Source organism: Streptomyces sp. NBC_01477, assembly GCF_036227245.1.
GTDB lineage: Bacteria > Actinomycetota > Actinomycetes > Streptomycetales > Streptomycetaceae > Actinacidiphila.
The window spans coordinates 4,282,780-4,305,667 of sequence record NZ_CP109445.1 but is presented as its reverse complement, the minus strand read 5'-3'; the positions used below and the strand labels follow the sequence as shown (position 1 = coordinate 4,305,667).

Below are 22,888 nucleotides of genomic sequence, written 5' to 3'. Positions count from 1 at the left end.
ACGAACCGAACGCTCGCACCGCACGCGGGGAAGGACACCACGATCATGGCTGGCAACCGGGGCAATCTGCTCCCGATCTATGTACTCGCCGACGAATCGCTGTCGATGGAGGACGTCATCGGCGACCTGAACGACGGACTGCGGTCCCTGCACCGGGAGTTGCTGGGCGAACCGATGGCCGCGGCCAAGGTGCGCTTCTCGGTGCTCGGCTTCTCCGACGACGTCCAGGAGCGGGTCCGGCTGGTGGACCTGCGGGCCGCGGGGGAGTTCCCGCTGCTGCGCACCCGCGGGATGACCAGCTACCAGGCGGCGTTCGAGGACCTGCTGTCCCGCATTCCGCGCGATGTCGCGGAGTTGAAGCGCGAGGGCTACCAGGTGCACCGGCCCGCGGTCTTCTTCCTCAGCGACGGCGCGCCCAACACCGGCGAGGACTGGGAGGCGGTGCACCGCAGGCTCACCGACAAGAGCGTGACGCCGGTCGCGCCCAATGTGATCGCCTGCGGCATCGGGCAGGCCGACGCGAGGATCATCTCGCAGGTCGCCACGAAGCCGGAGTTCGGCTTCGTGGCCAACAAGGGGGTGGACCTGGGGCAGGCCATCTCCAAGTTCTGCAGCGCGCTCACCACCAGCGTGATCTCCTCGGGCCAGTCCCTCGGGTCCGCCGAGCCGCAGCTCGTCGTGGACCGGCCGGAAGGCTTCACCGTCGCAATCGACCTGATCTGAGATGGACCTTCCCTTCCGGCGCAAGCCGCCGCAGCCCGGGTCCGAACGGCAACCGGGGTACGAGCCGGGCCAGGGGCAGCCGCCGCCGGTCCACCCGCCAGCGCCCGCGCCGCAGTTGCGCGGGCCGCGCCCGTACCCGCCCCCGCAGCAGCGGCAGCCGGCGCCCGCCCCGCCGCAGGGCCGCCGCGACCAACCGCCGTACGACCAGCAGCCGCCGTACGACCCCCAGGCGCCCTACGACCAGGAGGCGCCCTACGGGCAGCAGCCGTACGACCAGTGGTCCTACGGCTCCGCGCCCGTACCGCCGGCCGCGGCCCCGCCGCCCCGGGAGCGGGGCGGGCTGCGGGAGCGGTGGCGGCCCCTCACGCCCGACAACCTGCCCGTGGCCGACTTCGAACCGGCCCCGCCGACCGGCCTGTCCTACCGCCCCGACACGGTGTGCGACGGGTGGTCGACGCCCGACCTGCACCTGCGGCTGGCCTCCGTGCGCGGCTATCTGCACCGCTACAACGGCCGGCCGCGCGAGGACGACGTGGCCGCCGCCTTCGAACCCGGCTCCGGCGCGGTCGTCTTCGCGGTCGCCGACGGCGTCTCCAGCGCCCGGCAGCCGCATGTCGGCGCGCAGGTGGCGTGCCGCAGCGCGGTGGACGAACTGCTCGCCCAGATCCGGGCCGGCGGGCCGCTCCGGATCGACTGGGAGCGGCTGCTGACCACCGTGCACTGGCAGTTGATCGAGCAGGCCCGCCGTATCCTGCGCGATCCCGACGCCGGGGTCACCGCCACCGCAGAACTCCTCGGCACCACCCTGGTCGCCGGCATCGCCACGCCGACCGCGGACGGTGTGGAGATCGCCGTGGTGTCGGTCGGCGACTCGGGGGTCTGGCAGATCAAGGACGACCGGGTCCGGCGGCTGGCCGGCGGCAAGGACGCGCAGGACGGCGGCCTGGTGTCCTCGGCCGTCGACCCGCTGCCGCGGCTGCCGCCCGGCCTCCGTGCGCAGACCTTCTACCTCGACCCGGGCACGGTGGTGCTGATCGGCACCGACGGCTTCGGCGACCCGGTCGGCGACATCCCGCAGCCGGGCGGCGCGGCCTCCTCCGCGGGCGGCTCCGGGCGGCCCGACGGTGAGATCCCGCCGCTGTTCGTGCGCGAACTGCGCACGCCGATACCGCCGTTGGGCTTCGCGCACCTGCTGGACTTCTCCCGCGAGACCTTCGACGACGACCGTACGCTGCTGGCACTGTGGCCGCGGACCGGCGCCGGGCGTACGGGCGGCAACCGGCCCGGCGCGCAACCCGGGACCCGCCCCGGTCCCGGTCCCGGCCCCGGCGGGGCCGCTGGCGGCGGACCGTCCGCGACGGGGTGGTCCCGATGACCGTACTGAGCTTCCGGACCAGCCAACTCGGTCTCTACCAGAGCCACTTCCTCGCCAAGGGCGGCCAGGGCAAGGTCTACACGGTCCCGAACGCGCCGCCGGGCCTGGCCGGGAGCTTCGTCTACAAGGAGTACCTGCCCGCCGTCCCGGTCGACGCGGACGCGCTGGAGTCGGTGGTGGGCTTCCTCGACACCCTCGGTCCCGGCGAGCGCACCTTCCTCGACGGCCGGTCGGCCTGGCCGGTGGCCCTGGTGGCGGACGGCGGCCGGCCGCTGGGCTTCCTGATGCGGCAGGTGCCCGACGAATTCCGGATCGCCGTCGGGAACCAGATCCGCACCCAGGGCATGGAGTTCCTGCTCAACGACGACGCCTACCTGCGGTCCATCGGCATCCACCTGGACAACCGGCTGCGGCTCCAGCTGCTCAGGGACCTGGCCCAGATCACCGCGCTCCTGCACCGCGAGCAGGCCGCGATCGGCGATCTGTCGCCCAAGAACGTGCTGTTCACGCTGGACGGCACCCCGCGCTGCCTGCTGATCGACTGCGACTCGATGCGGGTGCACGGCCGGTCGGCGGTGGAACCGGTGGACACCCCCGACTGGGAGGTGCCCGCGGGCGAGAGCAAGGCGACACCGTACTCCGACGGCTACAAGTTCGGCCTGATCGCGGCCCGGCTCTTCGACGGCGACCAGTCCCGGGTGGACTACCGGGCACTCGGCGCCGTCTCCCCCGACCTGGCCGCGCTGGCCCGGCGGAGCGTGGAGTCCGCGCCCGCCGGCCGTCCGGATCTGGTCAGCTGGTTCGGGCCGCTCGACGCCGCGCTGGCCGTGACGCCGTCCGCCCCGGTACCGTCCCCGGTTCCGGCGGCCCCGCCGCAGCCGCAGTTCCAGCCGCCGCCCGCGCCCCCGGCCCGGCGCAGTCCCGTCGGCTGGGTGGTGGCCGCCTCGGTGGCCCTGGTGCTGCTGTTCGCCGGCATCGGCAAGCTGGCGTCGAGCGGCGGCACCTCGGCCGAGGTGCCGGCCTCGACCAGCACCACGCTCCCGTACGAGGCCCCGGCCGACCCGACCACCGAGCCGACCACCGACGAGCCGACCACCGAGCCGACCACCGACGACGGCGCGGTGGATGTCGACACCGCGCAGGTCGACGGCGACCCCGGGGCCGACGAGGTCGCCGCGATGTTCGGCGCCTTCTACGGCGCGATCAACGCCCGGGACTACGACACCGCGCTGTCGTACTACGACCCGGCGACCAAGGCCGTCGACGTGCACTCCACGACCGAGCGGGCGAGGTGGAAGAAAGTCATGGCCACCACCCAGGAGTCCGGGGTCACCCTCACCGCGCTGACCGACACCGACCAGTACACGGAGGCGACGGTCGTCTTCAGCAGCCATCAGGACGCCGGTTACGGACCGGCCTCCGATCCCGGCCAGACCTGCACGGACTGGACGGTCACCTACTGGCTGACCCACAACGGCGGCCACTACCGCATCTTCAAGGCCCCGTCCAAGGGGGTGAGCTTCAGCGCGTGTTGAGGCCGGGAAGGGATTCAGCCGCCCTGGGCGAGGGACTTGAGCCGGTCCGCCTGGAGCAGGTGCAGCGATTTGCGGCCGGTGGCCACCAGCCCCTGCGCGCGCCACTGTTCGAGCACCCGGCTGACCGTGCGGCGGGAGCTGAGCAGCAGCCCGGCGAGGTCGTCCTGCGACAGCGGGAGCCCGATGCTCACCGCCCCGGCGCCGCGCGCGGGCTCACCGCACCGGTCGGCGAGGTCGAGCAGCAGCGCCGCGAGCCGTACCGACACCGGCTCGGTGAAGCCGGCCCGCTGCCGGTCGGCCTCCTGGAGCCGTCGCGAAAGCGTCTGCTCCACCGCCCGGTTGACCGCGGGGTGGCCCCGGGCGAAGTGCTGGAAGCGTGCCGCGGTGAGCCGTAGCACGACGACGTCGGTGGCCGCGTAGAGCGAGGCGCTGCGCCGCCGCCCGTCCAGCCCGGCCTGCTCGCCCAGCAGGTCACCCGGCCCGCGCAGCGCCAGCAGCGCCCGGTAGCCGCCCGCCGAGTGCGAGACGACCTTGACCCAGCCGCGCAGCACCACCAGCAGGTAGTCCGAGGAGTCCCCCTGCGCGAACATCTGGGTGTCCGCCGCCACTTCCGTCTGCGCCCCGAGCCCGGCCAGCGCCTCCCGGTCCGCGACCTCAAGCGAGGACCAGAAGGTGACGACCATGCCCGACGCTCCGACGCCCACCCGGCGACTATACGTTTCCGCCCCGCGCCGCTGCCGGGCTCTCGGCCGACTTCCCCTCGCCCCGGTCCGGCAGCCGCAGTCCCGCCACGAGGAGTCCGACGAGCCGGCGGGCGTCGTAGCCGGGATCGCTGTCGGCGCCGATGCAGAGATTGCCGACGCCGCGCATGAGGTCGACGGCGGCGAGGCCGGAGCGGATCTCGCCGGCCGCGGCGGCGGCGTCGAGCAGCTGGGCGCACACGGGCACGAGCCGGTCGAGGAAGTAGGCGTGCAGCGTGTCGAAGCCGGCGTCGTCGGACCGCAGGACGCCGGCCAGGCCGTGCTTGGTGACCAGGAAGTCGACGAAGAGGTCGATCCAGCTCCCCAGCGCGTCATACGCGGTCGCGTGGGTGGCCAGCAGGGTCGGACCCGCCTCGGCGCAGGCTTCGACCTGGTGCCGGTAGACGGCGATGATCAGGTCCGCCCGGGTCGGGAAGTGCCGGTAGATCGTGCCTGTCCCGACACCGGCCTCGGCCGCGATGTCGCGTACCGGCGCCTCCACGCCCGAGGCGATGAAGACCGCGGCGGCCGCGTCGAGCAGGGCCGCCGCATTGCGCCGGGCGTCCGCCCGCCGGGGCCGGTCCGTACGCCTCGCACCCGCGTCGCCGTCGTTCACCGCGCTGCTCCCTCCGTGGTCCGGTTGCCAAACGGAACCGTGTTCCGTATGGTTAGTGGAACGAGGTTCCGCTTGCATCGATGATGCCAGAGCGGTGGCCGGCGGCCAAGCCGAGCCGTACCACCACGCCTCGCCCGCACGGAGGAGACACGCTCATGCAGTACCGCACCTTGGGCCGCACCGGTGTCCAGGTCAGCTCGCTCGCGCTCGGCGCGATGAATTTCGGCAGGATCGGACGCACCACCCAGGACGAGGCCACCGCCATCGTGGACGCCGCCCTCGGGGCCGGCATCAACCTCATCGACACCGCCGACTGGTACAGCGGCGGTGAGTCGGAGGAGATGGTCGGCAAGGCGATCGCCGGGCGCCGCGACGACATCGTGCTGGCCACAAAGGCGAACATGCCGATGGGCGACGAGCGCAACCACCGGGGCAGCTCGCGCCGCTGGCTGGTCACCGAGCTGGACAACAGCCTGCGCCGCCTCGGCGTCGACCACGTCGACCTCTACCAGATCCACCGCTGGGACCCGAGCACCGGCGACGAGGAGACGCTGTCGGCGCTGACCGACCTCCAGCGCGCCGGGAAGATCCGCTACTTCGGCTCCTCGACCTTCCCCGCCTACCGCATCGTGCAGGCGCAGTGGGCCGCCCGGGAGCACCACCTGGGCCGCTACGTCACCGAGCAGCCCGGCTACTCGATCCTCCAGCGCGGCGTCGAGACCCACGTCCTGCCGGTGACCGAGCAGTACGGCCTCGGCGTGCTGGTGTGGAGCCCGCTGGCCTCGGGCTGGCTGTCGGGTGCGATCCGCGAGGGCCGGGACATCGCCACCAGCCGCTCGGCCGCCATGCCGGAGCGCTTCGACACCGCCGTCCCCACCAACCGGGCCAAGCTCGACGCGGTCGAGCGGCTGGCCGCCGTCGCCGACGACGCCGGCCTGACCCTGATCCAGCTCGCGCTCGGCTTCGTGACCGCGCACCCCGCCGTGACGGCCGCGATCATCGGCCCGCGCACCCTTGAGCACCTGCACGCGCAACTCGCCGCCGCCGACACCGTGCTTCCCGCCGACGTGCTCGACGCCGTCGACGCGATCGTCGCCCCCGGCACCGACCTCGCACCGCAGGAGAAGTTCGACACCCCGCCCGCCCTGCTCGACGCCTCGCTGCGCCGCCGCTGACCGCCGGCGGCCGGCCCTCCGGCCGGCCGTATGCCGGTGCTGCCCCCGCATATCGCGGGGCCGTGCCCGTACGGCACACTCTCCTCAGACAGCACGCCGATTCGAGGGGGGAAATCTCATGATCATATTCGGTACTCGGGGCTATCTCTACACATTGGCCATGATCACGCTGGTCTGCGGGCGCTGCGGCAATCCCGCCGCGCACACGCTCAAGAAGCGGGTCACCAAATTCACCCTGTTCTTCGTGCCGCTTTTCCCGATCAGCACGAAATACGTCACCCAGTGCACCTTCTGCGGTGCCGCGCAGCAGCTGTCGAAGGAGCAGGCCGAGCAGCTCCAGGTGCAGGCCGGGCCGCAGGGCCAGCCGCAGCAGGGCTACGGACAGCCCGCCGCTCAGCCCTCGGGCCACGACCACCAGCGCCCGACGGCCTGACCCGGTCCACCGGAGAATCGGCGCGCCGCCCGGCCGACCCGACGCGGGCACCCGCGTCGCGGGTGCCCGCGTCTCTTACGGTCCCCTTGCGATCCGGTGTCCGCCACGATGCGCGGGGGCGGTCCGCCGGGCAGACTCGGTTACGGTCGCCCGGGGGCAGGAGGTGGTTTGCGTGAGCGGCAGTCCGCTGCTGGCCGTGCACGGCGTCTCCAAACGGTTCGGCGCGGTGCAGGCGCTGCGCGACGTCGACCTCGTGATCCACGAGGGCGAGGCCGTCGGGCTGGTCGGCAGCAACGGGGCGGGCAAGTCCACGCTGGTCAAGGTCATCGCGGGGGTGACCACGGCGGACGCCGGCGTGGTCGAGTGGCGCGGGCGCCGGGTCGATCTGCGACGGCCGCAGGACGCCCTGAGACTGGGCATCGCCACCGTCCACCAGGACCTGTCGCTGTGCGACAACCTCGACACCGTCGAGAACCTCTACCTCGGCCGTGAGCTGCGCACCCTGGGCGTGCTCAACGCGATCAAGATGGAAAAGCGCGCCCGCAATCTGCTGGACGCGCTGTCGGTGCCCATCCCGAGCCTGCGCACCCCGGTCGCGTCGCTGTCCGGCGCCCAGCGGCAGGGCGTCGCCATCGCCCGGGCGCTGATCGGCGAGCCCGAGCTGATCATCCTCGACGAGCCGACCGCCGCGCTCGGCCCGAGCCAGGTCGCCCGCGTGCTGGAACTGGTGCAGCGGCTGCGCGACCAGCACCTGGGGGTGCTGCTGGTCAGCCCCGAGGTGGACGAGGTGCGGGCGGTCGCGGACCGGATGGCGGTACTGCGGGTCGGCCGCAACACCGGCGTGTTCGACACCAAATACACCACTCAGGAGCAGATCGACGCGGCCGTCACCGGCAATACGGCGATGGCGGTCAATCTCCAGCAGAGCCTGCTGCCGCACGGCCCGCCCGAGCAGGACGCGCTGGATGTCGCCTTCCGCTACATGCCCGCGCAGGCGGGCGTCGGCGGCGACTGGTTCGACGTCATCCCGCTGCCCGGCGCCCGGGTCGCGGTGGTGGTCGGCGACGTCGTCGGGCACGGCATGCACGCGGCGGCCACCATGGGCCGGCTGCGGACCGCCGTCGTCAACTTCTCGATGCTGGACCTGCCGCCCGACGAGCTGCTGGCGCACCTGGACGACCTGGTCGGCCGGATCGACAAGGACGAGGCCGCGCCGGGCGGCGGACCTCCCGGCGGCGGCGCCCCGATCACCGGCGCGACCTGCCTGTACGCGATCTACGACCCGGTCACCGGCTGCTGCCAGCTGGCCAGGGCGGGGCACCTGCCGCCCGCACTGGTCGGCCCGGACGGCACGGTCGAGCTGCTGGACGTGCCCGCCGGGCCGCCGCTGGGCCTGGGCGGGATGCTCTTCGAGGCGGTCGAGCACCGGTTGGCCGAAGGAAGCCGGCTGGTCCTCTACACCGACGGCCTGGTCGAGGACCGCTCCCGGGACATCGACATCGGCCTGGACATGCTGCGCTCCGCGCTGGGCGGACCACCGGGCCGTACGGTCGAGGAGACCTGTGACGCGGTCATCGCGGCGATGATGCCCGCCGAGCCCAAGGACGACATCGCGCTGCTGATCGCCGAGACCCGCGTGGTGGCCGCCGACCGTATCGCCCGCTGGGAGGTGCCCACCGACCCGGCGGCGGTGGCCACCGTGCGCAACGGGGCCAGCGACCAGCTGACCGCGTGGGGCCTGGACGACCTGGCGTTCACCACCGAACTCATCCTCAGCGAGCTGATCACCAACGCGATCCGCTACACCACCGGGCCGATCGACGTACGCATGCTGCTGGACCGCACCCTGATCTGCGAGGTCGCCGACACCAGCAGCACCTCCCCGCATCTGCGGTACGCGGCCACCACCGACGAGGGCGGGCGCGGGCTGTTCCTGGTGGCGCAGCTCGCCGAGCGCTGGGGGACCCGCTACACCAAGGCCGGGAAGATCATCTGGGTGGAGCAGCGCCTCCCCGGCACGCCCCTGTGACGCGGTACCCCTGTCAGACGTCCAGATTGGTGTTCGCCGCGCGGGCCGCGTCCGCCAGGTCGGGGAATTCCACGACCTCGACGCCGGCCGCCTCCAGGAGTTCCACGCCCTGGCAGTCGGCGACGAAGAGGGCCGGTTCGCGCCAGGCGATGACCACCCGGGGGATGCCGCTGCGCAGGATGAGCTGGGCGCAGGGGTGCGGGTGGGAGCGGCGCTCCGAGCAGGGTTCGAGCGAGCTGTAGATGGTGGCGCCCGCCAGCCGGGCGTCGTCCGGCGCCAGTTTGGCCAGCGCGGACTGCTCGGCGTGCACATGGGGGTCGCCGCCCTCGCGGCTGTGGCCGTTGCTGATCTCGGCGCCGTCCGCCCCGACGATGACCGCCCCGACGCTGAAGGCCCCGGCGGCGGGCGGGCACAGCGCCGCCAGGTCGATCGCCCGGGCCAACCACCTGCGGTCGGCTGCCTCCTGTGCGCTCACGCGCTCACCTCCGCTGTGTGGGACGGGGACTCGGGCCGCGGCTTGGGCGCGTACCGTAGCAGGACCACGTCGCCGACGGTACGGGTCCCGATCAGGGTCAGCCGCCGGGTCGGGCCGCCGGGGTAGTCGGCGGCGCCGAGGAAGCGGGGCGCGCCGGGCTGCCCGACGAGCACCGGCGCCACGGCCACCTGCACCTCGTCGGCGAGGCCCCGGGCGAGGAACTGCGTGTGGATGCTGCCGCCGCCCTCCACCATGAGCTGCCGCACTCCGCGCCGCGCCAGGTCGTCGAGCAGCGCGCCGAAGTCGACGGCGGGGCCGGTGCCGACGACGTCCGCGAGGCCGTCGAGTGTGCCGCGCAGGCCCGGCGCGGCGGCGTCCGTGGTGTAGACGACCTTCTCGCCGCCGTGGTGCCAGAACTTCAGGTCCGCCGCGAGCCCGCCGCTGCCCGTCACGGTGACCTTGAGCGGATACGCCGGCCGGCCCGCGGCCACCCGCGCCGCCCGCCGGTCCGCGCTGTTCACCAGCAGCCGCGGATTGTCGCGGCGCAGGGTGTTCCCGCCGACCAGGATCGCGTCGGACTCGGCCCGCACCTGGTCGACCCGGTCGAAGTCCTCGGCGTTGGACAGCAGCAGCCGCTCCGGCGAGGTGTCGTCGATGTAGCCGTCGATGGATGTGGCGACGCTGAGCAGTACGTAAGGGCGCTCGGCCATGTGTCCCTGTGCCCGTCCTCTCCGTGACTCTTCTTCGACCTCTCCGTGACCGCCCGGACCGCGGGGGACCCGGCCCGGTACCGCGGTCCCCCCGGCGATCGTAGGACAACCGGATCGTCGCGGTACCGGGTGACGCGCTGCCCGCCCTCGTGCGGCGGGAACCGCGGAACGTGGTCCTTAGCCGGACCTTTAACCGCCGGGCGGTGACATCTGCCGCCTTGTCCCCGTTACTTGTAGACCTTGCCCGGCTGCGGAGTGCCGGGCGCCAGAAGCTGCTTGACGGTGACGAAGGTGTAACCGCGGCCCTGGAGCGTGGAGATGATGCCGGGCACGGCCGCGATGGTGCCGTTGTAGCCGGCGTCGGTGGGGTCGACCAGGTCGTGCAGCAGGATGATGCCGTCCCGTTTCGTGTGCTTCTCGATCCGCTGGGCGATCAGTGCGGAGTCGGTGGTCCGGTAGTCGGCGCCGTCCGTGCTCCACACCACCTCCGACATGCCGAGGTCCTTGGCGATCGCGGTGACCGTGCCGCTGGTACGGCCCTGCGGCGGGCGCAGCAGCGTCGGCCGGACGCCGATCACCTTCTCGACCGCGTCCCGGCCCTCGGTGATCTCCTTGCGGACCTCGTCCTTGCTGATCCGGGTGAGGATCTGGTGCGACCAGGTCAGCGTCTCGACCTCGTCGCCCTGCGCGGCCATCGCCCGGACCATCTCCGGGTGCTCCATCACGTGGTTCTTGCCGAGCGTGAAGAAGGTCGCGTGGATGTGGTACTCGGCCAGGATGTCCAGGATCTGCGGAGTGCGCACGCTCGGCCCCGCGTCGAAGGTCAGCGCCACGCACCTGAGCTTGCGGCAGTCGACCTCGCTCCCGTCTGAGCCGACCGCGAACGCCGCGGCGCCGCCCGCCGACGCGTGGTCGCGGGCCTTCGCCGGGGCCGTCGCGTCGTAGCCGTTGCACCCGGTCAGGCCGACGGCGACGGCCGCCGTGGTCAGCAGCGCGGCCAGCGTACGGACGCGGTGCGCGGTGGTGGTGCTCCGCATACGGGAGTGCCCTCTCCTCGTGGTGGATCGCCCGCTCGGGCGGATCGCGAGGAACTATACATATCGCGTATAGCTGGACCGCGGCAGGGTGTTCCCGCGTCGGCGCCGCCGCTCAGGCCGCGTTCAGCTCCGCGACGGCGTCCGGCGGGAGGACCAGGTCGGCGGCGGCGATGTTCTCCCGCAGGTGCGCCACCGACGACGTGCCGGGGATCAGCACGATCGCGGGGGACCGCTGGAGCAGCCAGGCCAGCGCGGTCTGCTGCGGGGTCGCGCCGATCCGGGCGGCGACCGCGTCCAGGGTCGCCGACTGGAGCGGGGTGAAGCCGCCCAGCGGGAAGAACGCGGCATAGGCGATGCCCTCGGCGGCGCACCGGTCGAGCAGCGCGTCGTCCGCGCGGTGGGCGATGTTGTAGAGGTTCTGAATGGTCACCACCGGGGCGATGGCCTGCGCCTCCGTGAGCTGCTCCGCCGTGACGTTGCTCAGCCCCAGGTGCCGGATCAGCCCCTGCTCCCGCAGCTCGGCGAGCACGCCGAACTCCTCGGACAGCGGTCCGCCGGTCGGCCCCTCGACCCCGCCGAGCCGCAGGTTGACCACGTCGAGCGCGTCCAGGCCGAGACGCTGCAAGTTGTCCTTGACCTGCTGCCTGAGCGACTCCGGCTCCAGCGACGGATTCCACGACCCGTCCGCACCGCGCCGGGCGCCGACCTTGGTGACGATGTGCAGGTCCTCGGGGTACGGGTGCAGCGCCTCCTTGATCAGCTCGTTGACGACGGCCGGCCCGTAGAAGTCGCTGGTGTCGATGTGCGTGACGCCGAGTTCGACGGCCGTACGCAGGACCGCGACGGCCTCGTCCCGGTCCTTCGGCGGCCCGAACACGTTCGGGCCGGCCAGTTGCATGGCGCCGTACCCCATACGGCCGATGGTCAGCCCGGGTGCGAGTGTCGTGACCCCGCCGGAAATGCTGCCGGTCATGTGATGCCGCCTCTCCTGAGCCCCGGGCTCCTCCCGGGGCACACCCTCCACCTTCTCCCCTCCCGGCCCGGCGAGGCAGTACCCCGCTGATCCTGGGAGTGGCAGAACCAGGCTCACGGCGGTGCGCCGCGGAGGGGGGTCTCCCCCGCCGCCCTGCCCCGCGGGGGCCGGTGCGACCAGCGGGGATGGGGCGGGGGCGGCGGGGGACGCGGACTTGCCCGGGTGCGGGGATCGGTGCGAACGTGGGCGGCGGGAAACGGGTCACACGGGAGGTCTCATGGCGGCGGACCGCGGTCAACGGGCGCCCCGGGGGCGGGCGTTGGTGATCGGCGGGAGCCTCACCGGGATGCTCGCCGCGGCGGCGCTGTCGGAGACGATGGCGGAGGTGACCGTCGTCGAGCGGCACGAGCTGCCCGCCGGGCCGCTGCCGCGGCAGGGCGTACCGCAGGCGCGGCACGCGCACCTGCTGTGGTCGGGCGGCGCGCGGGCGGTCGAGGCGCTGGTGCCGGGGGCGACCGAGCGGCTGCTCGCGTCCGGCGCCCGGCACATCGCCGTACCGTCCGACCTGGTCGTGCTGACCTCGGGCGGCTGGCTCACCCGCTTCCCCGAGCAGCAGCACTTCCTGTCGTGCACGCGGGACCTGCTCGACTGGGTGGTACGCGACCTGGTCGTCCGAAAGGCACGGGTCCGCACGCTGCCGGGACGCCCCGCGCTGGGGCTGCGCGGCACCGCGACGCAGGTCACCGGGGTGCTGGTGCGCAACGGCGGGCGCGAGGAGACGCTGGAGGCCGACCTCGTGGTCGACGCGAGCGGGCGGTCCTCCTCCATGCCGCGCTGGCTGGACCGGCTCGGGCTGCCCTCCGTGAAGACCGACGTCGTGGACTCCGGGCTCGGTTACGCCAGCCGGCTCTTCCAGGCCCCGCCCGGCACCGCCGGCTTCCCGGCCGTCAATGTGCAGGCCGACCCGCGGCAGCCCGTGCCGGGGCTCAACGGCACGATCCTGCCCGTCGAGGACGGGCGCTGGCTGGTGACGCTGTCCGGCACCCGCGGCGGCCAGCCCACCGCGGACCCGGCCGACTTCGAGACCTTCGCCCGCAGCCTGCGCCACCCCGTCATCGGCGACCTGATCTCCCGGGCCACCCCGCTCACCGACGTGACCGTCTCCCACAGCACCGCCAACCGGCGCCGCCGCTACGAGCGCATGCGGGTATGGCCGGAGGGGCTGGTCGTGCTCGGCGACGCCCTGGCCACGTACAACCCGCTGTACGGGCACGGCATGTCGGTCGCCGCCCAGCACGCGCTGGCGCTGCGCGAGCAGACCGCGCGGCAGCCGGGTCCTGGCCTGGCCCGCCGGGTGCAGCGGGCCGCCGCCCGGGCCACCGACGCCGCCTGGGCGCTGGCCGGCAGCCAGGACCTGCGCTACCCGGGGGCCGAGGGCCCGAGCACCGGGCCGATCGGCGCCCTCCTGACCGGCTACACCGACCTGCTCATGCACACCGCCACCCACCGCCGCGCCGCCGCCCGCGCGCTGCTGGACGTCCTGAGCCTGTCGGCGGGGCAGGCCGCGGTGCTGCGGCCCGACGTGCTGGCCACCGTCCTCAACCCCCTGCACCCGGACCCGTTGCGGGACCCGCCTTTCACCGAGGCGGAGCGGGCCCTGATGATCGGCATGTTCACCGACCGCTGAGCGCGGTCGCGGCCCGCCCGCGCAAAGGGTCCGCGGAGCGTCAGCCCGGCGGCGGTCTCACGCCCGCGGCGGTCTTCAGCTTGGCCGGCCAGGGGCTGCCTGCGCGGGCGCAGACGTCCTGTCCCGAGCTACCGGCCACCGGGGCGCCGCCGACCGACACGGTGACCCGGCCGGGTCCGGCGTCCGGATCGGCGGCGAGGCGGGCCGCGCGTACGGTGCAGACGACCTGGTCGACGGCGGTCGCGGAGAGGCGCGGGGCCGGGGCCCGCAGGTCCACGGTCACGGTGTCGCCGTCGGTGCTCACGGTCGCACTGGCCGACGTCGGAAGTTCGCTGGCCAGACCCATGACCTTCTGCTCCACGGGGTCCAGCCCTTCGAGCAGCAGGCGGACGGCGTTGCCGCTGTCGACCGGCGCGGCGGTCCTGCGCTGGAAGGTGACCAGTGTGCCGTCCACGGCCCGGACGTAGTAGAGGATCACCGTGGGCTGCACGCCGACGCCCGGCTCACCCGCCTCCACCACCCCCGTGGTGGGGATGCCGCAGCCGGTGAGCAGCGGCCCGGCCGCCAGAGCGAGACCCACCGCCAGGGCGGCGCGGGCCTTCACCCGTCCCGTCACGGCCAGGGCGGCGCGGACCTTGGGACGTCCTGTCACCGCCAGCGCGGCGCGGGCTCTCACGCGTCCCGCCGCAGGGGGAGGGCGACGGTGAAGACGGCGCCGCCGTGCGGACGGTTCGCGGCGGTGATCGTGCCCCCGTGCAGATGGACGTTCTCCGCCGTGATGGACAGGCCCAGGCCGCTGCCCTCGGTCCTGGTGCGCGAGGTGTCGGACTTGTAGAAGCGGTCGAAGACGTGCGGCATCACGTCGTCGGGGATGCCGGGGCCGCTGTCCATGACCTCGATGACGGCCCGCGACGCCGCGCCCGGCTGCTCCTCCACCGACATCGCCAGCTCCACCGGCAGGCCGCCGTGCCGCAGGGCGTTGCCCGCCAGGTTGGCCACGATCACGTCCAGCCGGCGCGGGTCCACCCGGCCGCGGACCGCGTCGGGCGGCGGCAGCCGGGTGGATATCGTGCCCTGCCAGCCGCGGGAGGCCAGCGAACGGCGGACCGACTCGGCGAGGTCGACCTCGTCCAGGTGCAGGTCGGCCGCGCCGGCGTCGAAGCGGGAGATCTCCATCAGGTCGTCCACGAGACGGGCGAGTTTCACGGTCTCCTCGCTGATCAGCCGGACGGCGGTCGCGGTGTCGGGGTCGAGGTGCGCCGCGTCCTCGTCGAGGACGTCGGTGACGGCGGCCATCGCGGCCAGCGGGGTGCGCAGCTCGTGCGAGACGTCGGCGGCGAAGCGCCGCGCCCGGGCCTCCATCCGGCGCAGCTCGGCGACCGACTCCTCCAGCGCCGCCGCGGTGTCGTTGAAGGTGTGCGAGAGGTCGGCCAGCTCGTCGGAGCCGTGGACGGCCAGCCGCGTCTCCAGGTGGCCCTCGGCGATCCGCCGGGTGGCCCGGCGCAGGGCGCGTACCGGGCGCAGCACCCCGCGGGCGGCGAGCAGCGCCAGCAGCACCGCCACCACCAGCGCCGGTACGGTCGCCCGCTCGACGGCGGCGACCAGCGCGTCGACGTACCCCTGCTCGCTGTCCAGCGGCACGGTCAGGTACACCGCGATCCCGGAGGGCTCCGAGGGTGAGACGAGCGTGGTGTTGGCGAACCGGACCGGGATGCCGACGACGAGGGCGGGGCCGTGGCCGGTCGCCACCCGCTGGAAGACGGTGGCCGCCCGGGTGCGTACCGACTCGCGCATCGCGGGGCTCAGTTCCGCGAAGAGGTCGTTCGGCCGGGAGGTCGCGCTCATCTCGCCGTAGGTGACCAGGACGCGCCAGTTCGCGGTGCGCTGCGTGTGCGCCACCTCGGTCGCGAAGTCCTGGAGGTCGGACTGCTCCGGCGGGAATTCGAAGCCGGGTGCGAGGCTGTCGATACCGTCCCTGAACTGCGTGATCACCGTGTCCTGGCCCTGCTGGAGCAGGTCGGTGCGGGCGGCCCTGAAGGTCAGCGCGCCGGTGGTCACGGTCGCGACGACGGCGACCAGCGCGAAGGCCACCACCAGCCGCATCCGCAGCCCGCCGCGTATCAGCGGCCCGAGCTTCACCGGGACGCCGGGCGCGCCGGATCGGTCGACCGCCGGAACTGGTACCCGAAGCCGCGCACGGTCTGGATGAAGCGCGGCTGCCCCGGCGGCTCGCCCAGCTTGGTGCGCAGCCGCTTCACACAGGCGTCCACCAGCCGCGAGTCACCGTGGTAGCTGTGCTCCCAGACCGCTTCGAGCAGCTGCTGCCGGCTGAAGACCCGGCCGGGCGAGGCGGACAGGAGCAGCAGCAGCCGCAGTTCGGACGGCGCCAGCGGCACCGGTACGCCCTCCAGCGCCACGGTCAGACCGGCCCGGTCGATGCTGAGGTCGCCGTGCGTCTCGGTCTGCGGCATCCCGTCGGCGCCGACGGGGCCGCCGACCCGGCGCAGCACGGCCCGTATCCGGGCGTCGAGCACCCGGGCCTGCACCGGCTTGACGACGTAGTCGTCCGCGCCGGCCTCAAGGCCGACGACGATGTCGATGTCGTCGCCCCTGGCGGTCGCCATGATGATCGGCACCTGGTTGTCGGCCCGGATGCGGCGGCACACGTCGAGCCCCGTCATCCCGGGCAGCATCAGGTCGAGCACCACCACGTCGGGCCGGAAGGACCGCAGCCGCTCCATCCCGTCCTCGCCGGTGGCCACCGCGGCGACGTCGTGGCCCTGCCGGCGCAGCGCCAGGCTGACGCCCTCGCGGACCGCGCGGTCGTCCTCGATGAGCAGCAGTCGTGGCATGACCTCAGTATCCGTAACCGGGGCCGCGACCCGGGGAATTGTTACGGGACGATCACATAAACCCGGCCGACAGCGCTTTCCGTCACTTGACGAAGGTCGACCAGTCCGGCGATTCGGCCGGGTCCAGGGTCCGCAGCTTCGCCAGGACGGCCGGGTCCTGGACGTCGAGCCAGTCGCTCAGCTCCTTGAACGACACGCACTGCACCCCGGTGCGGCGGCAGACGTCCTTCACGACGTCCTCGACCGCCTGCATGTAGATGCCGCCGTTCCAGGTCTCGAAGTGGTTGCCGATGAAGAGCGGCGCGCGGCTGCCGTTGTAGACCCGCTCGAATCCGTTGAGGTAGCCCTGCCGCGCCTGCTTCTCCCAGCCGGGGTACTTCGCCGGGTCGCCCTCGGTGACATCGCCGCCCGACTGGTTGTAGAGGAAGTTGAAGTCCATCGACAGCACCTGGAAGTCCTTGCCGGGGTACGGCATCAGCTGGAGCGGGAAATTCCACACGCCGTCCTTCTTCGCCGGCCAGATCTGGAAGTCGCCCGGCGAGCTGGCGTCGTAGCGCCAGCCGTTCGCCTTCGCTGCGGCCAGCAGGTTCTGCTGCCCCTCAAGGCAGGGGGCGCGTCCGCCGGCGAGTTCCTCGGAGTAGTCGAAGGGCAGCGGCGGCAGGTCGGTGAAGCCGGTGTTGGTCTTCCAGTTCTCCACGAAGGAATAGGCCTGGGATATCTCGCTGTCCCAGTCCGCGGTGCTCCAGTTCCCGCCGCCGCCCGGGTCGGGCGCGCAGAAGTGCCCGTTGAAGTGGGTGCCGATCTCGTCGCCGTCCTCCCAGGCCTGCCGCAGCTGGTCCAGCGTCCACTTGATGTGCTCGTCGGTCGGGAAGTCGATGGCGGAGGCGCCCGGGGAGTGCCGGGGCGGCTTGTACAGGCTGCGCTTCCCGTTCGGCAGCAGGTAGATGCCGCTGAGGAAGAAGGTCATGTGGGCGTTGTTCTGCGCGGCCAGCTCGCGGAAGCGGGAGAAGAGGTGGTCGTCGTTCTCCAGGGCGCCGTCCCAGGAGAAGACCACGAACTGCGGCGGCTTCTCGCCCGGCTTGAGCTTGTGCGGGACGGGCTGGTGCGGCTGCGGCCCGGTGTCGGAGGTGGAGCCGTCGCCGATCACTCGCACCTTGCCGTCCCAGGCGGGCGGGCCGGAGTCCGCCGTCGGGGACTTCGCCGGCCGCGACAGGGCGGCCCGGTCCTGGCCGGGCGCGGTGCGGTCGCCATCGCCGCCGTCCCGCACGACCGCGACGGCCGTCACCGTACCGACCAGGCCGGCGCACAGCACACCGCAGAGCAGGACGGTACGCCGGCGGCTGCTGCTGGGACGGCCGCCGCCTTTGCGGCTGCCGCCGCCGCGAAGGGGAAGGAGTCGCTTCCGGGCAGGGCTCATGGCTCCGACCCTGCGATCCGCACGTGACGGCCGCTGGCCCAATGTGTCACAGAACCGCAACTGCCCATATTCCAGAGGCTGTTACACACCTGTCGCAGTCCCATCCCGGTCCCGCCGTATTTCGGCTCCTACGGTGGCGGCGGCCCGGGGCGCACAGCCCATGTCGAGACCGCCCAGAGGTGAGGATGGTGCCGCGCCGGCACGGGACAGAGCAGGCAGCGGGCGCCGCGGACACGGGCGGGTCGGCCGCGCGGGCGGCGCGTACGTCGGCCGCGGCGGTCCGCCGCGGCTGCGCCGCGGTGGTGCGCGCGGCGGCGGACCGGCGGGCGTGGCGGGCCGGGCTGCGCCGGCTGCGGCCGCACTACCCGCGCCCCGGCCGGCGCGGGCCGCGCCGCTGGGTGCCCTCGGCGCGGCAGACGCTGCTGGTCCTGTGCTGGGTGCTGCTGCTGCTCGCCGGCCTGATCGGCTACGGCTACCAGCGCACCCGGATACCGGCCGACCTCAACGCCTTCGCGACCCAGCAGGACAACGTCTACTACTGGGCCGACGGCACGGAGATGGCCAGGGTCGGCCCGGTCGACCGCCAGTCGATGCCGCTGGACCGCATCCCGTCGTCCGTGCAGTGGGCGGTGCTCGCGGCCGAGAACGCGTCCTTCTACTCCGACTCCGGCATCTCGGTCAAAGGCATCGCCCGGGCCGTGACCGACATGGCGACCGGCGGCGACACCCAGGGCGGCTCGACCATCACCCAGCAGTACGTGAAGAACGTCTACCTCAACCAGAACCAGACGCTGTCCCGCAAGCTCACCGAGATGTTCATCGCCGTCAAGCTGGACCGCAAGATCAGCAAGCAGGAGATCCTCGACGGCTACCTCAACACCAGCTGGTTCGGCCGCGGCGCCTACGGGGTGCAGCGCGCGGCCAAGGCGTACTACGGCAAGGACGTCTCGCAGCTGAACGCCAGTGAGGGGGCCTTCCTCGCCACCCTGCTCAAGGGCGCCGGGCTCTACGACCCCGCGGTCAGCCCCGCCAACCACGAGCGGGCGGTGCAGCGCTGGAACTGGGTGCTGGACCGGATGGTGAAGATCGGCCGGCTGCCGGCGGCGGAACGGGCCACCTACACCGTCTTCCCCGAGCCGAAGGCGCCGCCGCGGCCCGCCGGGCTGAGCGGCCAGACCGGCTATCTGGTGGACACCGCACGGGCGTACGTCTCCGCGCACAGCGGCATCTCCGACGCGGAATTCGACCGCGGCGGCTACCAGATCTACACCACCTTCGAACGCCCCCGGGTCGACGCGCTCAGCGCCGCGGTCACGCAGCAGCTCGGCGGCCTGCACCCGGCGGACCGCCCCGCCGACCGCGATGTCCGGGTCGGCGCCGCCTCGGTCGGCACCGACGGCCGCATCCTCGCCCTCTACGGCGGCCCCGACTACGTCACCCAGGGCTTCGATGACGCCAACATCGGGATCGTGCCGGTGGGTACGGCCTTCGCGCCCTTCGTCTACGCGGCCGGCCTGCGCGACGGCGTCCTGCTGACCCGCGACGCCCCCCGCGCCCCGATCACCCCCGACACCGTGTACGACGGCGACGACAAGGTCGCGGTCCAGACGCCCGAGGGGCCGTACTGGAGCCGGGACGGCAAGATCGTGCGGACCGTCAACGACGGCCACCACTCGTGGGGCCGGATCAGCCTGCAGAAGGCGGTGGCCTTCTCCGTCAACGGGCCGGTCGTCCAGCTCGGGATGGACGTCGGCCTCGACCGGGTGCGGCGCGCCTCGATCGACGCCGGGCTCCTCCCGGACAGCGGATTCGGCCCGCAGACCCCGGACTTCTCGCTCGGCACCGCCACCCCGAGCCCGATCCGGATGGCCGGCGCCTACGCCACCTTCGCCGCCGACGGCACCCACACCGCCCCCTACTCCGTGCTGCGCATCACCCGCGACGGCGAACGCCTGCCGCTGCAGTCCCCGGTCGTCACGCACCCGTTCACCCCCGCGGTCGCCGCCGACGTGAACGCGGCCCTGACCACCGCCCCCGACCGCGCCGGCACCGCGGGCACCGCGCCGGGCAACAAGTCGGCCTGGTACGTCGGTTACACCCACCAGGTGTCAACGTCCGTCGCCTTGTTCCGTATCGACCCGAAGACGCAGCAACTGGAGCCGCTGACCGGCATCACCGGCCACCGCCCGCACGAGAACACCGGCAGTACCTACCCGGCCGCGATCTGGAACCACTACGTGGCCGCGGCGTCCTGACGTCCGGCGCCCGGCCCGCTGCCGCCCGGGCTCAGCCCGCCCAGGTCGCCTTCCGGCGGAGTGCGGCGGCGGCCTGGCGTATCCAGGGCAGGGCGTCGTAGAGGGCCTGCCCCGGGCAGGTGGTCTCGTAGACGTCGCGGTGGCCGGAGATCGTGTTGAGGGTGACCGCGGTGCCCTTGGGGAAACGGCTGCCGTCGTTGCTGGAGACCAGCCGGACATGGCCGAGGGGATCGGCGGCCGGGTCGAGCTTCCAGGCGGCTATGGCGGCGATGGCCCGCAGCATCGCGCGCGGCACCTTCTGGCCCGCGTCGAAATTGCCCAGCGCGGCTATGCCGACGGTGTCGGTGTTGAAGCCCTCGGTGTGGGCGCCGCGCACATCGCGGTCGGTGCTGCCGCTGCGGCCCTCGTAGATGCCGCCGCAGCGGTCGACGACGAAGTTGTAGCCGAGGTCGTCCCAGCCCAGCGCGATGTGCCGCTGTTCGAGGGCGAGCAGCATCGCGGGGACGTCCTTCTTGCAGTCGTAGTCGTTGGGATTGTCCGTGTGGTGCACGAACACCGCCTTGACCGTGTGGTCGAAGACGAGACCCTCGCGCACCGACTTCTCGTCGGCGTGCCAGGCCGTGCGCCCCACGACCACCGGCCGCAGCGCCGCCGGGTGCAGTTGCAGCACGGCACGGGTGTGCCGCGGCCTCTGTGCCGGGTGCTCCGGGGCCGAGCAGGCGCCCAGGAAGGCCAGCGACAGAAGCGACGACACGAGCCTGATCCTGTGCGGCCGCATGCCCACCAGCCTCGGCCCGATCCGCCGGTACGGACAGTCGCCGGGGCCGTTCGAGTGACGGTCACGGCGCTGACCTGCGGTTTCGCTGCGGACCCGGTGGGGCCGGGCGGCCCCACCGGGTCGGGGTGCGCGGGTCGGGCTTACTGGTGGTGGGTGGTCATGAGGCGGTGCAGGCCTCGGTGAGGTTGGGCGGTGCGCCGCCGTTGACGACGTAGCCGAAGGTCGTGGTCGCGCCCGCACCGAGCTGGCCGTTGTACGCGGCGTTCTTCGCCGTCGTCAGACCACCGGAGGAGCCCTGCACGGCATTCCACAGACTCGCGATCGTGTCCCCGGAAGGCTGCGACCACGACACCGTCCACCCCGAGATCGCCGAGGAACCGGTGTTCTTCACCGTGACCTCGGCCTGATAACCGCCCGACCACGCGTTCACCGAACGGAACGTAGCCGAGCACCCGGAGCTGGGCGGCGGCGTCGTACCACCCGTAGTACCCGTCGACGTGCCCGTCGAGGTGCCGGTGGACGTACCCGTCGACGTACCCGTCGAGGTGCCGGTCGACGTGCCCGTCGACGTACCGGCGGACGTGCCCGACGACGTACCGCTCGACGTGCCCGTGCTCGTGCCGGCTGTCGTGCCGCCGGAGGAGCCGTCGAGGCCGAAGAAGGTGATGGCGCGGGCGGCCATGCCGGAGGTGGGCAGGGAGTGGCCGACACCCTGGATGCTGATGGCCTCGACCGGGGCCTGTGCGCTGGTGGAGCCGTAGCGGGTACGGGTCCAGCCGGACTGGGGGGTGTCGGTGAGGACCGGGGTCTGGCTGACGCCGAGGACGTTGGTCCACTGCTTGATCTCTTCGCCGAAGTTGTTGTAGTTCAGCGTGGTGTCGGCGGTGCCGTGCCAGAGCTGTACCCGGGGGCGGGGTCCTGTGTAGCCGGGGTAGGCGGCGCGGGCCTGGTCGCCCCAGGCCTGCGGGGTCTTGCTGATCTGGCCGTTGGCGCAGGCGGTGTTCCAGAAGGAGCCGTCGGTGGTGGCGAAGCAGCCGAAGGGGACGCCCATGAAGGCGGCGCCGGCCTTGAAGACGTCGGGGTAGTCGCCGAGGAGGACGTCGGTGGTCATCGCGCCGGAGGAGGCACCGGTGACGTAGACCCGGCTCGCGTCGGCGGCGTTGTGCTGCTCGACGTAGGTGACCATGGAGGCGATGCTCGCCGGGTCGCTGCTGCCGTTGTGGGTGAGCGCCTGCGGGGAGGAGACGTCGAAGCACTGGCCGCTGATGTTGGCGTCGGGGTAGATGACGATGAAGCCGTACTGGTCGGCCAGGGTGTGGAATTCGGTGCCGGAGTAGAAGCCGGGCCCGGTGCCGGTGCACTGGTGGACGGCCACCAGGATCGCCGGGTTGGGCTTGACGGAGTCCGGCACGTACTCGTACATCCGCAGGTTGCCGGGGTTGCTGCCGAAGTTGGTGACTTCGGTGAGCGAGGCCGCGGCGGCGCTCTGGGTGGACAGGGTGATCGCGGCCAGGATCGAGGCGACCGCGGCGAGCAGGGCGGTCAGCAGCGTGGCGAGACGCTTCCTCCCGCCGCTGGTACGGCTACCGGGACCGCTCGGCGCTCGTGTGGGGGGCATGGCGGTATTCCTTTCCGGGCAGCGCCCGCCCTGGTGGAGGCTCCCTCTCCGGCCTGGGCGGCGCTCGGGCAGCGAGTGCCCGATAGGGATTTCCGAAAGTTTCGACCCTTACGCGAATGTTTCGGGCACCCTAGGGCGGCAAAGTGGTGCCGTCAATACATCCGGCGGCGTTCGGCGGGGTACGCCAGGTCGGCGCCGTCAGCCCGGCATCCGGGCTGCGACACCGGGAAACCACCCCCACGCAGGGTGTGCTGCGGGTATCGAACGCACCGTCAGAAGTCGATCTCCGCGGTCCGGTTGTTTCGGAAAGGAGTCGTTGACGTTTCGAAGCCCAGGGTCCACACTGGCCAACGATCCACCCTCCTCCCGGCCACGCCGCGCCAGCGGCACCCCTCCCGTGGCTGACATCACCCTCGCGAATGGACCCCCACCCGTTCGGGCCGGTGCGACACGCGCTGAC

General features: G+C 72.8%; 20 protein-coding genes. 8 read left to right on the top strand and 12 right to left on the bottom strand.

All coding sequences use genetic code 11. From position 1 onward, the window contains the following. Positions 1-45 precede the first annotated feature (45 nt). From OHA86_RS17980 to OHA86_RS17970, 3 genes are read left to right on the top strand one after another with little or no spacing between them, the layout of a single operon-like run. Positions 46-723, top strand: coding sequence for a vWA domain-containing protein (locus OHA86_RS17980; RefSeq protein ID WP_329176633.1), 678 nt, complete (start codon positions 46-48; stop codon positions 721-723). Position 724: 1 nt separating this feature from the next. Next, positions 725-2,098, top strand: a complete 1,374-nt coding sequence (locus tag OHA86_RS17975) for a protein phosphatase 2C domain-containing protein (protein ID WP_329176631.1) — start codon at positions 725-727, stop codon at positions 2,096-2,098. Next, a complete protein-coding gene (locus tag OHA86_RS17970; RefSeq protein WP_329176629.1) occupies positions 2,095-3,633 on the top strand; it encodes a hypothetical protein in 1,539 nt (512 codons plus the stop codon). The genes OHA86_RS17975 and OHA86_RS17970 overlap by 4 nt, the downstream gene beginning before the upstream one ends. Before the next feature lie 14 nt (positions 3,634-3,647). Here the strand turns inward: OHA86_RS17970 and OHA86_RS17965 are convergent, their stop codons facing one another. Both OHA86_RS17965 and OHA86_RS17960 read right to left on the bottom strand, forming a co-directional pair. Next, entirely contained in the window at positions 3,648-4,337 is a 690-nt protein-coding gene (locus OHA86_RS17965) for a Crp/Fnr family transcriptional regulator (protein WP_329176627.1), read from the bottom strand. Positions 4,338-4,344: 7 nt separating this feature from the next. Beyond that, on the bottom strand, positions 4,345-4,989 hold the full coding sequence (locus OHA86_RS17960) for a TetR/AcrR family transcriptional regulator (protein ID WP_329176625.1): 645 nt from the start codon (positions 4,987-4,989) through the stop codon (positions 4,345-4,347). Between the two features lie 155 nt (positions 4,990-5,144). Between OHA86_RS17960 and OHA86_RS17955 the strand changes: the two genes are divergently transcribed. The 3 genes from OHA86_RS17955 (at position 5,145) to OHA86_RS36105 (ending at position 8,626) form a co-directional block, all read left to right on the top strand. Then, positions 5,145-6,164, top strand: a complete 1,020-nt coding sequence (locus OHA86_RS17955) for an aldo/keto reductase (RefSeq protein WP_329176623.1) — start codon at positions 5,145-5,147, stop codon at positions 6,162-6,164. A gap of 118 nt (positions 6,165-6,282) precedes the next feature. Next, entirely contained in the window at positions 6,283-6,597 is a 315-nt protein-coding gene (locus tag OHA86_RS17950) for a zinc-ribbon domain-containing protein (protein ID WP_329176621.1), read from the top strand. Between the two features lie 163 nt (positions 6,598-6,760). Further along, complete coding sequence (locus OHA86_RS36105; protein ID WP_443071759.1) at positions 6,761-8,626, top strand: SpoIIE family protein phosphatase; 1,866 nt, start codon at positions 6,761-6,763, stop codon at positions 8,624-8,626. Between the two features lie 13 nt (positions 8,627-8,639). Here the strand turns inward: OHA86_RS36105 and OHA86_RS17935 are convergent, their stop codons facing one another. The 4 genes from OHA86_RS17935 to OHA86_RS17920 form a co-directional block, all read right to left on the bottom strand. Then, positions 8,640-9,101, bottom strand: a complete 462-nt coding sequence (locus OHA86_RS17935; protein WP_329176620.1) for a deaminase — start codon at positions 9,099-9,101, stop codon at positions 8,640-8,642. Beyond that, positions 9,098-9,811 carry a RibD family protein gene (locus tag OHA86_RS17930; protein ID WP_329176618.1) on the bottom strand — a complete coding sequence of 238 codons (714 nt, stop codon included), beginning with the start codon at positions 9,809-9,811 and terminating at the stop codon, positions 9,098-9,100. Before OHA86_RS17930 ends, OHA86_RS17935 begins: the two co-directional genes overlap by 4 nt. Before the next feature lie 227 nt (positions 9,812-10,038). After that, positions 10,039-10,848, bottom strand: a complete 810-nt coding sequence (locus OHA86_RS17925) for a polysaccharide deacetylase family protein (RefSeq protein ID WP_329176616.1) — start codon at positions 10,846-10,848, stop codon at positions 10,039-10,041. A 112-nt stretch (positions 10,849-10,960) separates the two neighbouring features. Further along, positions 10,961-11,821, bottom strand: a complete 861-nt coding sequence (locus OHA86_RS17920) for an oxidoreductase (RefSeq protein ID WP_329176608.1) — start codon at positions 11,819-11,821, stop codon at positions 10,961-10,963. 277 nt (positions 11,822-12,098) lie between these two features. Here OHA86_RS17920 and OHA86_RS17915 point away from each other — a divergent pair, with 277 nt between their 5' ends. After that, the gene (locus OHA86_RS17915; RefSeq protein WP_329176607.1) at positions 12,099-13,508 is read left to right on the top strand and encodes an FAD-dependent monooxygenase; all 1,410 of its coding nucleotides are present in this window, start codon (positions 12,099-12,101) and stop codon (positions 13,506-13,508) included. 40 nt (positions 13,509-13,548) lie between these two features. On the opposite strand, the gene OHA86_RS17910 is transcribed toward OHA86_RS17915, so the two are convergent. The 4 genes from OHA86_RS17910 to OHA86_RS17895 all read right to left on the bottom strand — a co-directional run bounded on the left by OHA86_RS17910 (position 13,549) and on the right by OHA86_RS17895 (position 17,777). Further along, positions 13,549-14,184 carry a hypothetical protein gene (locus OHA86_RS17910; protein WP_329176605.1) on the bottom strand — a complete coding sequence of 212 codons (636 nt, stop codon included), beginning with the start codon at positions 14,182-14,184 and terminating at the stop codon, positions 13,549-13,551. After that, positions 14,181-15,611, bottom strand: a complete 1,431-nt coding sequence (locus tag OHA86_RS17905; RefSeq protein ID WP_329182453.1) for a HAMP domain-containing sensor histidine kinase — start codon at positions 15,609-15,611, stop codon at positions 14,181-14,183. The genes OHA86_RS17910 and OHA86_RS17905 overlap by 4 nt, the downstream gene beginning before the upstream one ends. A 32-nt stretch (positions 15,612-15,643) precedes the next feature. Beyond that, positions 15,644-16,360: a response regulator transcription factor gene (locus OHA86_RS17900; protein WP_329176603.1), complete on the bottom strand. Its 717-nt coding sequence runs from the start codon at positions 16,358-16,360 to the stop codon at positions 15,644-15,646. A gap of 82 nt (positions 16,361-16,442) precedes the next feature. After that, entirely contained in the window at positions 16,443-17,777 is a 1,335-nt protein-coding gene (locus tag OHA86_RS17895; protein WP_329176601.1) for a hypothetical protein, read from the bottom strand. Positions 17,778-17,962: 185 nt separating this feature from the next. Between OHA86_RS17895 and OHA86_RS17890 the strand changes: the two genes are divergently transcribed. Continuing rightward, entirely contained in the window at positions 17,963-20,032 is a 2,070-nt protein-coding gene (locus OHA86_RS17890) for a transglycosylase domain-containing protein (protein WP_329176600.1), read from the top strand. A gap of 31 nt (positions 20,033-20,063) precedes the next feature. On the opposite strand, the gene OHA86_RS17885 is transcribed toward OHA86_RS17890, so the two are convergent. Together OHA86_RS17885 and OHA86_RS17880 are read right to left on the bottom strand one after the other, a co-directional pair. Then, on the bottom strand, positions 20,064-20,786 hold the full coding sequence (locus OHA86_RS17885) for an N-acetylmuramoyl-L-alanine amidase (protein WP_329176599.1): 723 nt from the start codon (positions 20,784-20,786) through the stop codon (positions 20,064-20,066). A 181-nt stretch (positions 20,787-20,967) separates the two neighbouring features. Continuing rightward, complete coding sequence (locus OHA86_RS17880) at positions 20,968-22,428, bottom strand: extracellular catalytic domain type 1 short-chain-length polyhydroxyalkanoate depolymerase (RefSeq protein ID WP_329176598.1); 1,461 nt, start codon at positions 22,426-22,428, stop codon at positions 20,968-20,970. Positions 22,429-22,888 lie beyond the last annotated feature (460 nt).

What these genes read in the sequence shown, in the direction of transcription:
- OHA86_RS17955 (WP_329176623.1), top strand. Translation starts at nt 5,145, where the DNA reads ATGCAGTACCGCACCTTGGGCCGCACCGGTGTCCAGGTCAGCTCGCTC.
- OHA86_RS17915 (WP_329176607.1), top strand. Translation starts at nt 12,099, where the DNA reads ATGGCGGCGGACCGCGGTCAACGGGCGCCCCGGGGGCGGGCGTTGGTG.
- OHA86_RS17975 (WP_329176631.1), top strand. Translation starts at nt 725, where the DNA reads ATGGACCTTCCCTTCCGGCGCAAGCCGCCGCAGCCCGGGTCCGAACGG.
- OHA86_RS17980 (WP_329176633.1), top strand. Translation starts at nt 46, where the DNA reads ATGGCTGGCAACCGGGGCAATCTGCTCCCGATCTATGTACTCGCCGAC.
- OHA86_RS17900 (WP_329176603.1), bottom strand. Translation starts at nt 16,360, where the DNA reads ATGCCACGACTGCTGCTCATCGAGGACGACCGCGCGGTCCGCGAGGGC.
- OHA86_RS17905 (WP_329182453.1), bottom strand. Translation starts at nt 15,611, where the DNA reads ATGCGGCTGGTGGTGGCCTTCGCGCTGGTCGCCGTCGTCGCGACCGTG.
- OHA86_RS17925 (WP_329176616.1), bottom strand. Translation starts at nt 10,848, where the DNA reads ATGCGGAGCACCACCACCGCGCACCGCGTCCGTACGCTGGCCGCGCTG.
- OHA86_RS17920 (WP_329176608.1), bottom strand. Translation starts at nt 11,821, where the DNA reads ATGACCGGCAGCATTTCCGGCGGGGTCACGACACTCGCACCCGGGCTG.
- OHA86_RS17895 (WP_329176601.1), bottom strand. Translation starts at nt 17,777, where the DNA reads ATGAGCCCTGCCCGGAAGCGACTCCTTCCCCTTCGCGGCGGCGGCAGC.
- OHA86_RS17950 (WP_329176621.1), top strand. Translation starts at nt 6,283, where the DNA reads ATGATCATATTCGGTACTCGGGGCTATCTCTACACATTGGCCATGATC.
- OHA86_RS17970 (WP_329176629.1), top strand. Translation starts at nt 2,095, where the DNA reads ATGACCGTACTGAGCTTCCGGACCAGCCAACTCGGTCTCTACCAGAGC.
- OHA86_RS17890 (WP_329176600.1), top strand. Translation starts at nt 17,963, where the DNA reads ATGGTGCCGCGCCGGCACGGGACAGAGCAGGCAGCGGGCGCCGCGGAC.
- OHA86_RS17930 (WP_329176618.1), bottom strand. Translation starts at nt 9,811, where the DNA reads ATGGCCGAGCGCCCTTACGTACTGCTCAGCGTCGCCACATCCATCGAC.
- OHA86_RS17880 (WP_329176598.1), bottom strand. Translation starts at nt 22,428, where the DNA reads ATGCCCCCCACACGAGCGCCGAGCGGTCCCGGTAGCCGTACCAGCGGC.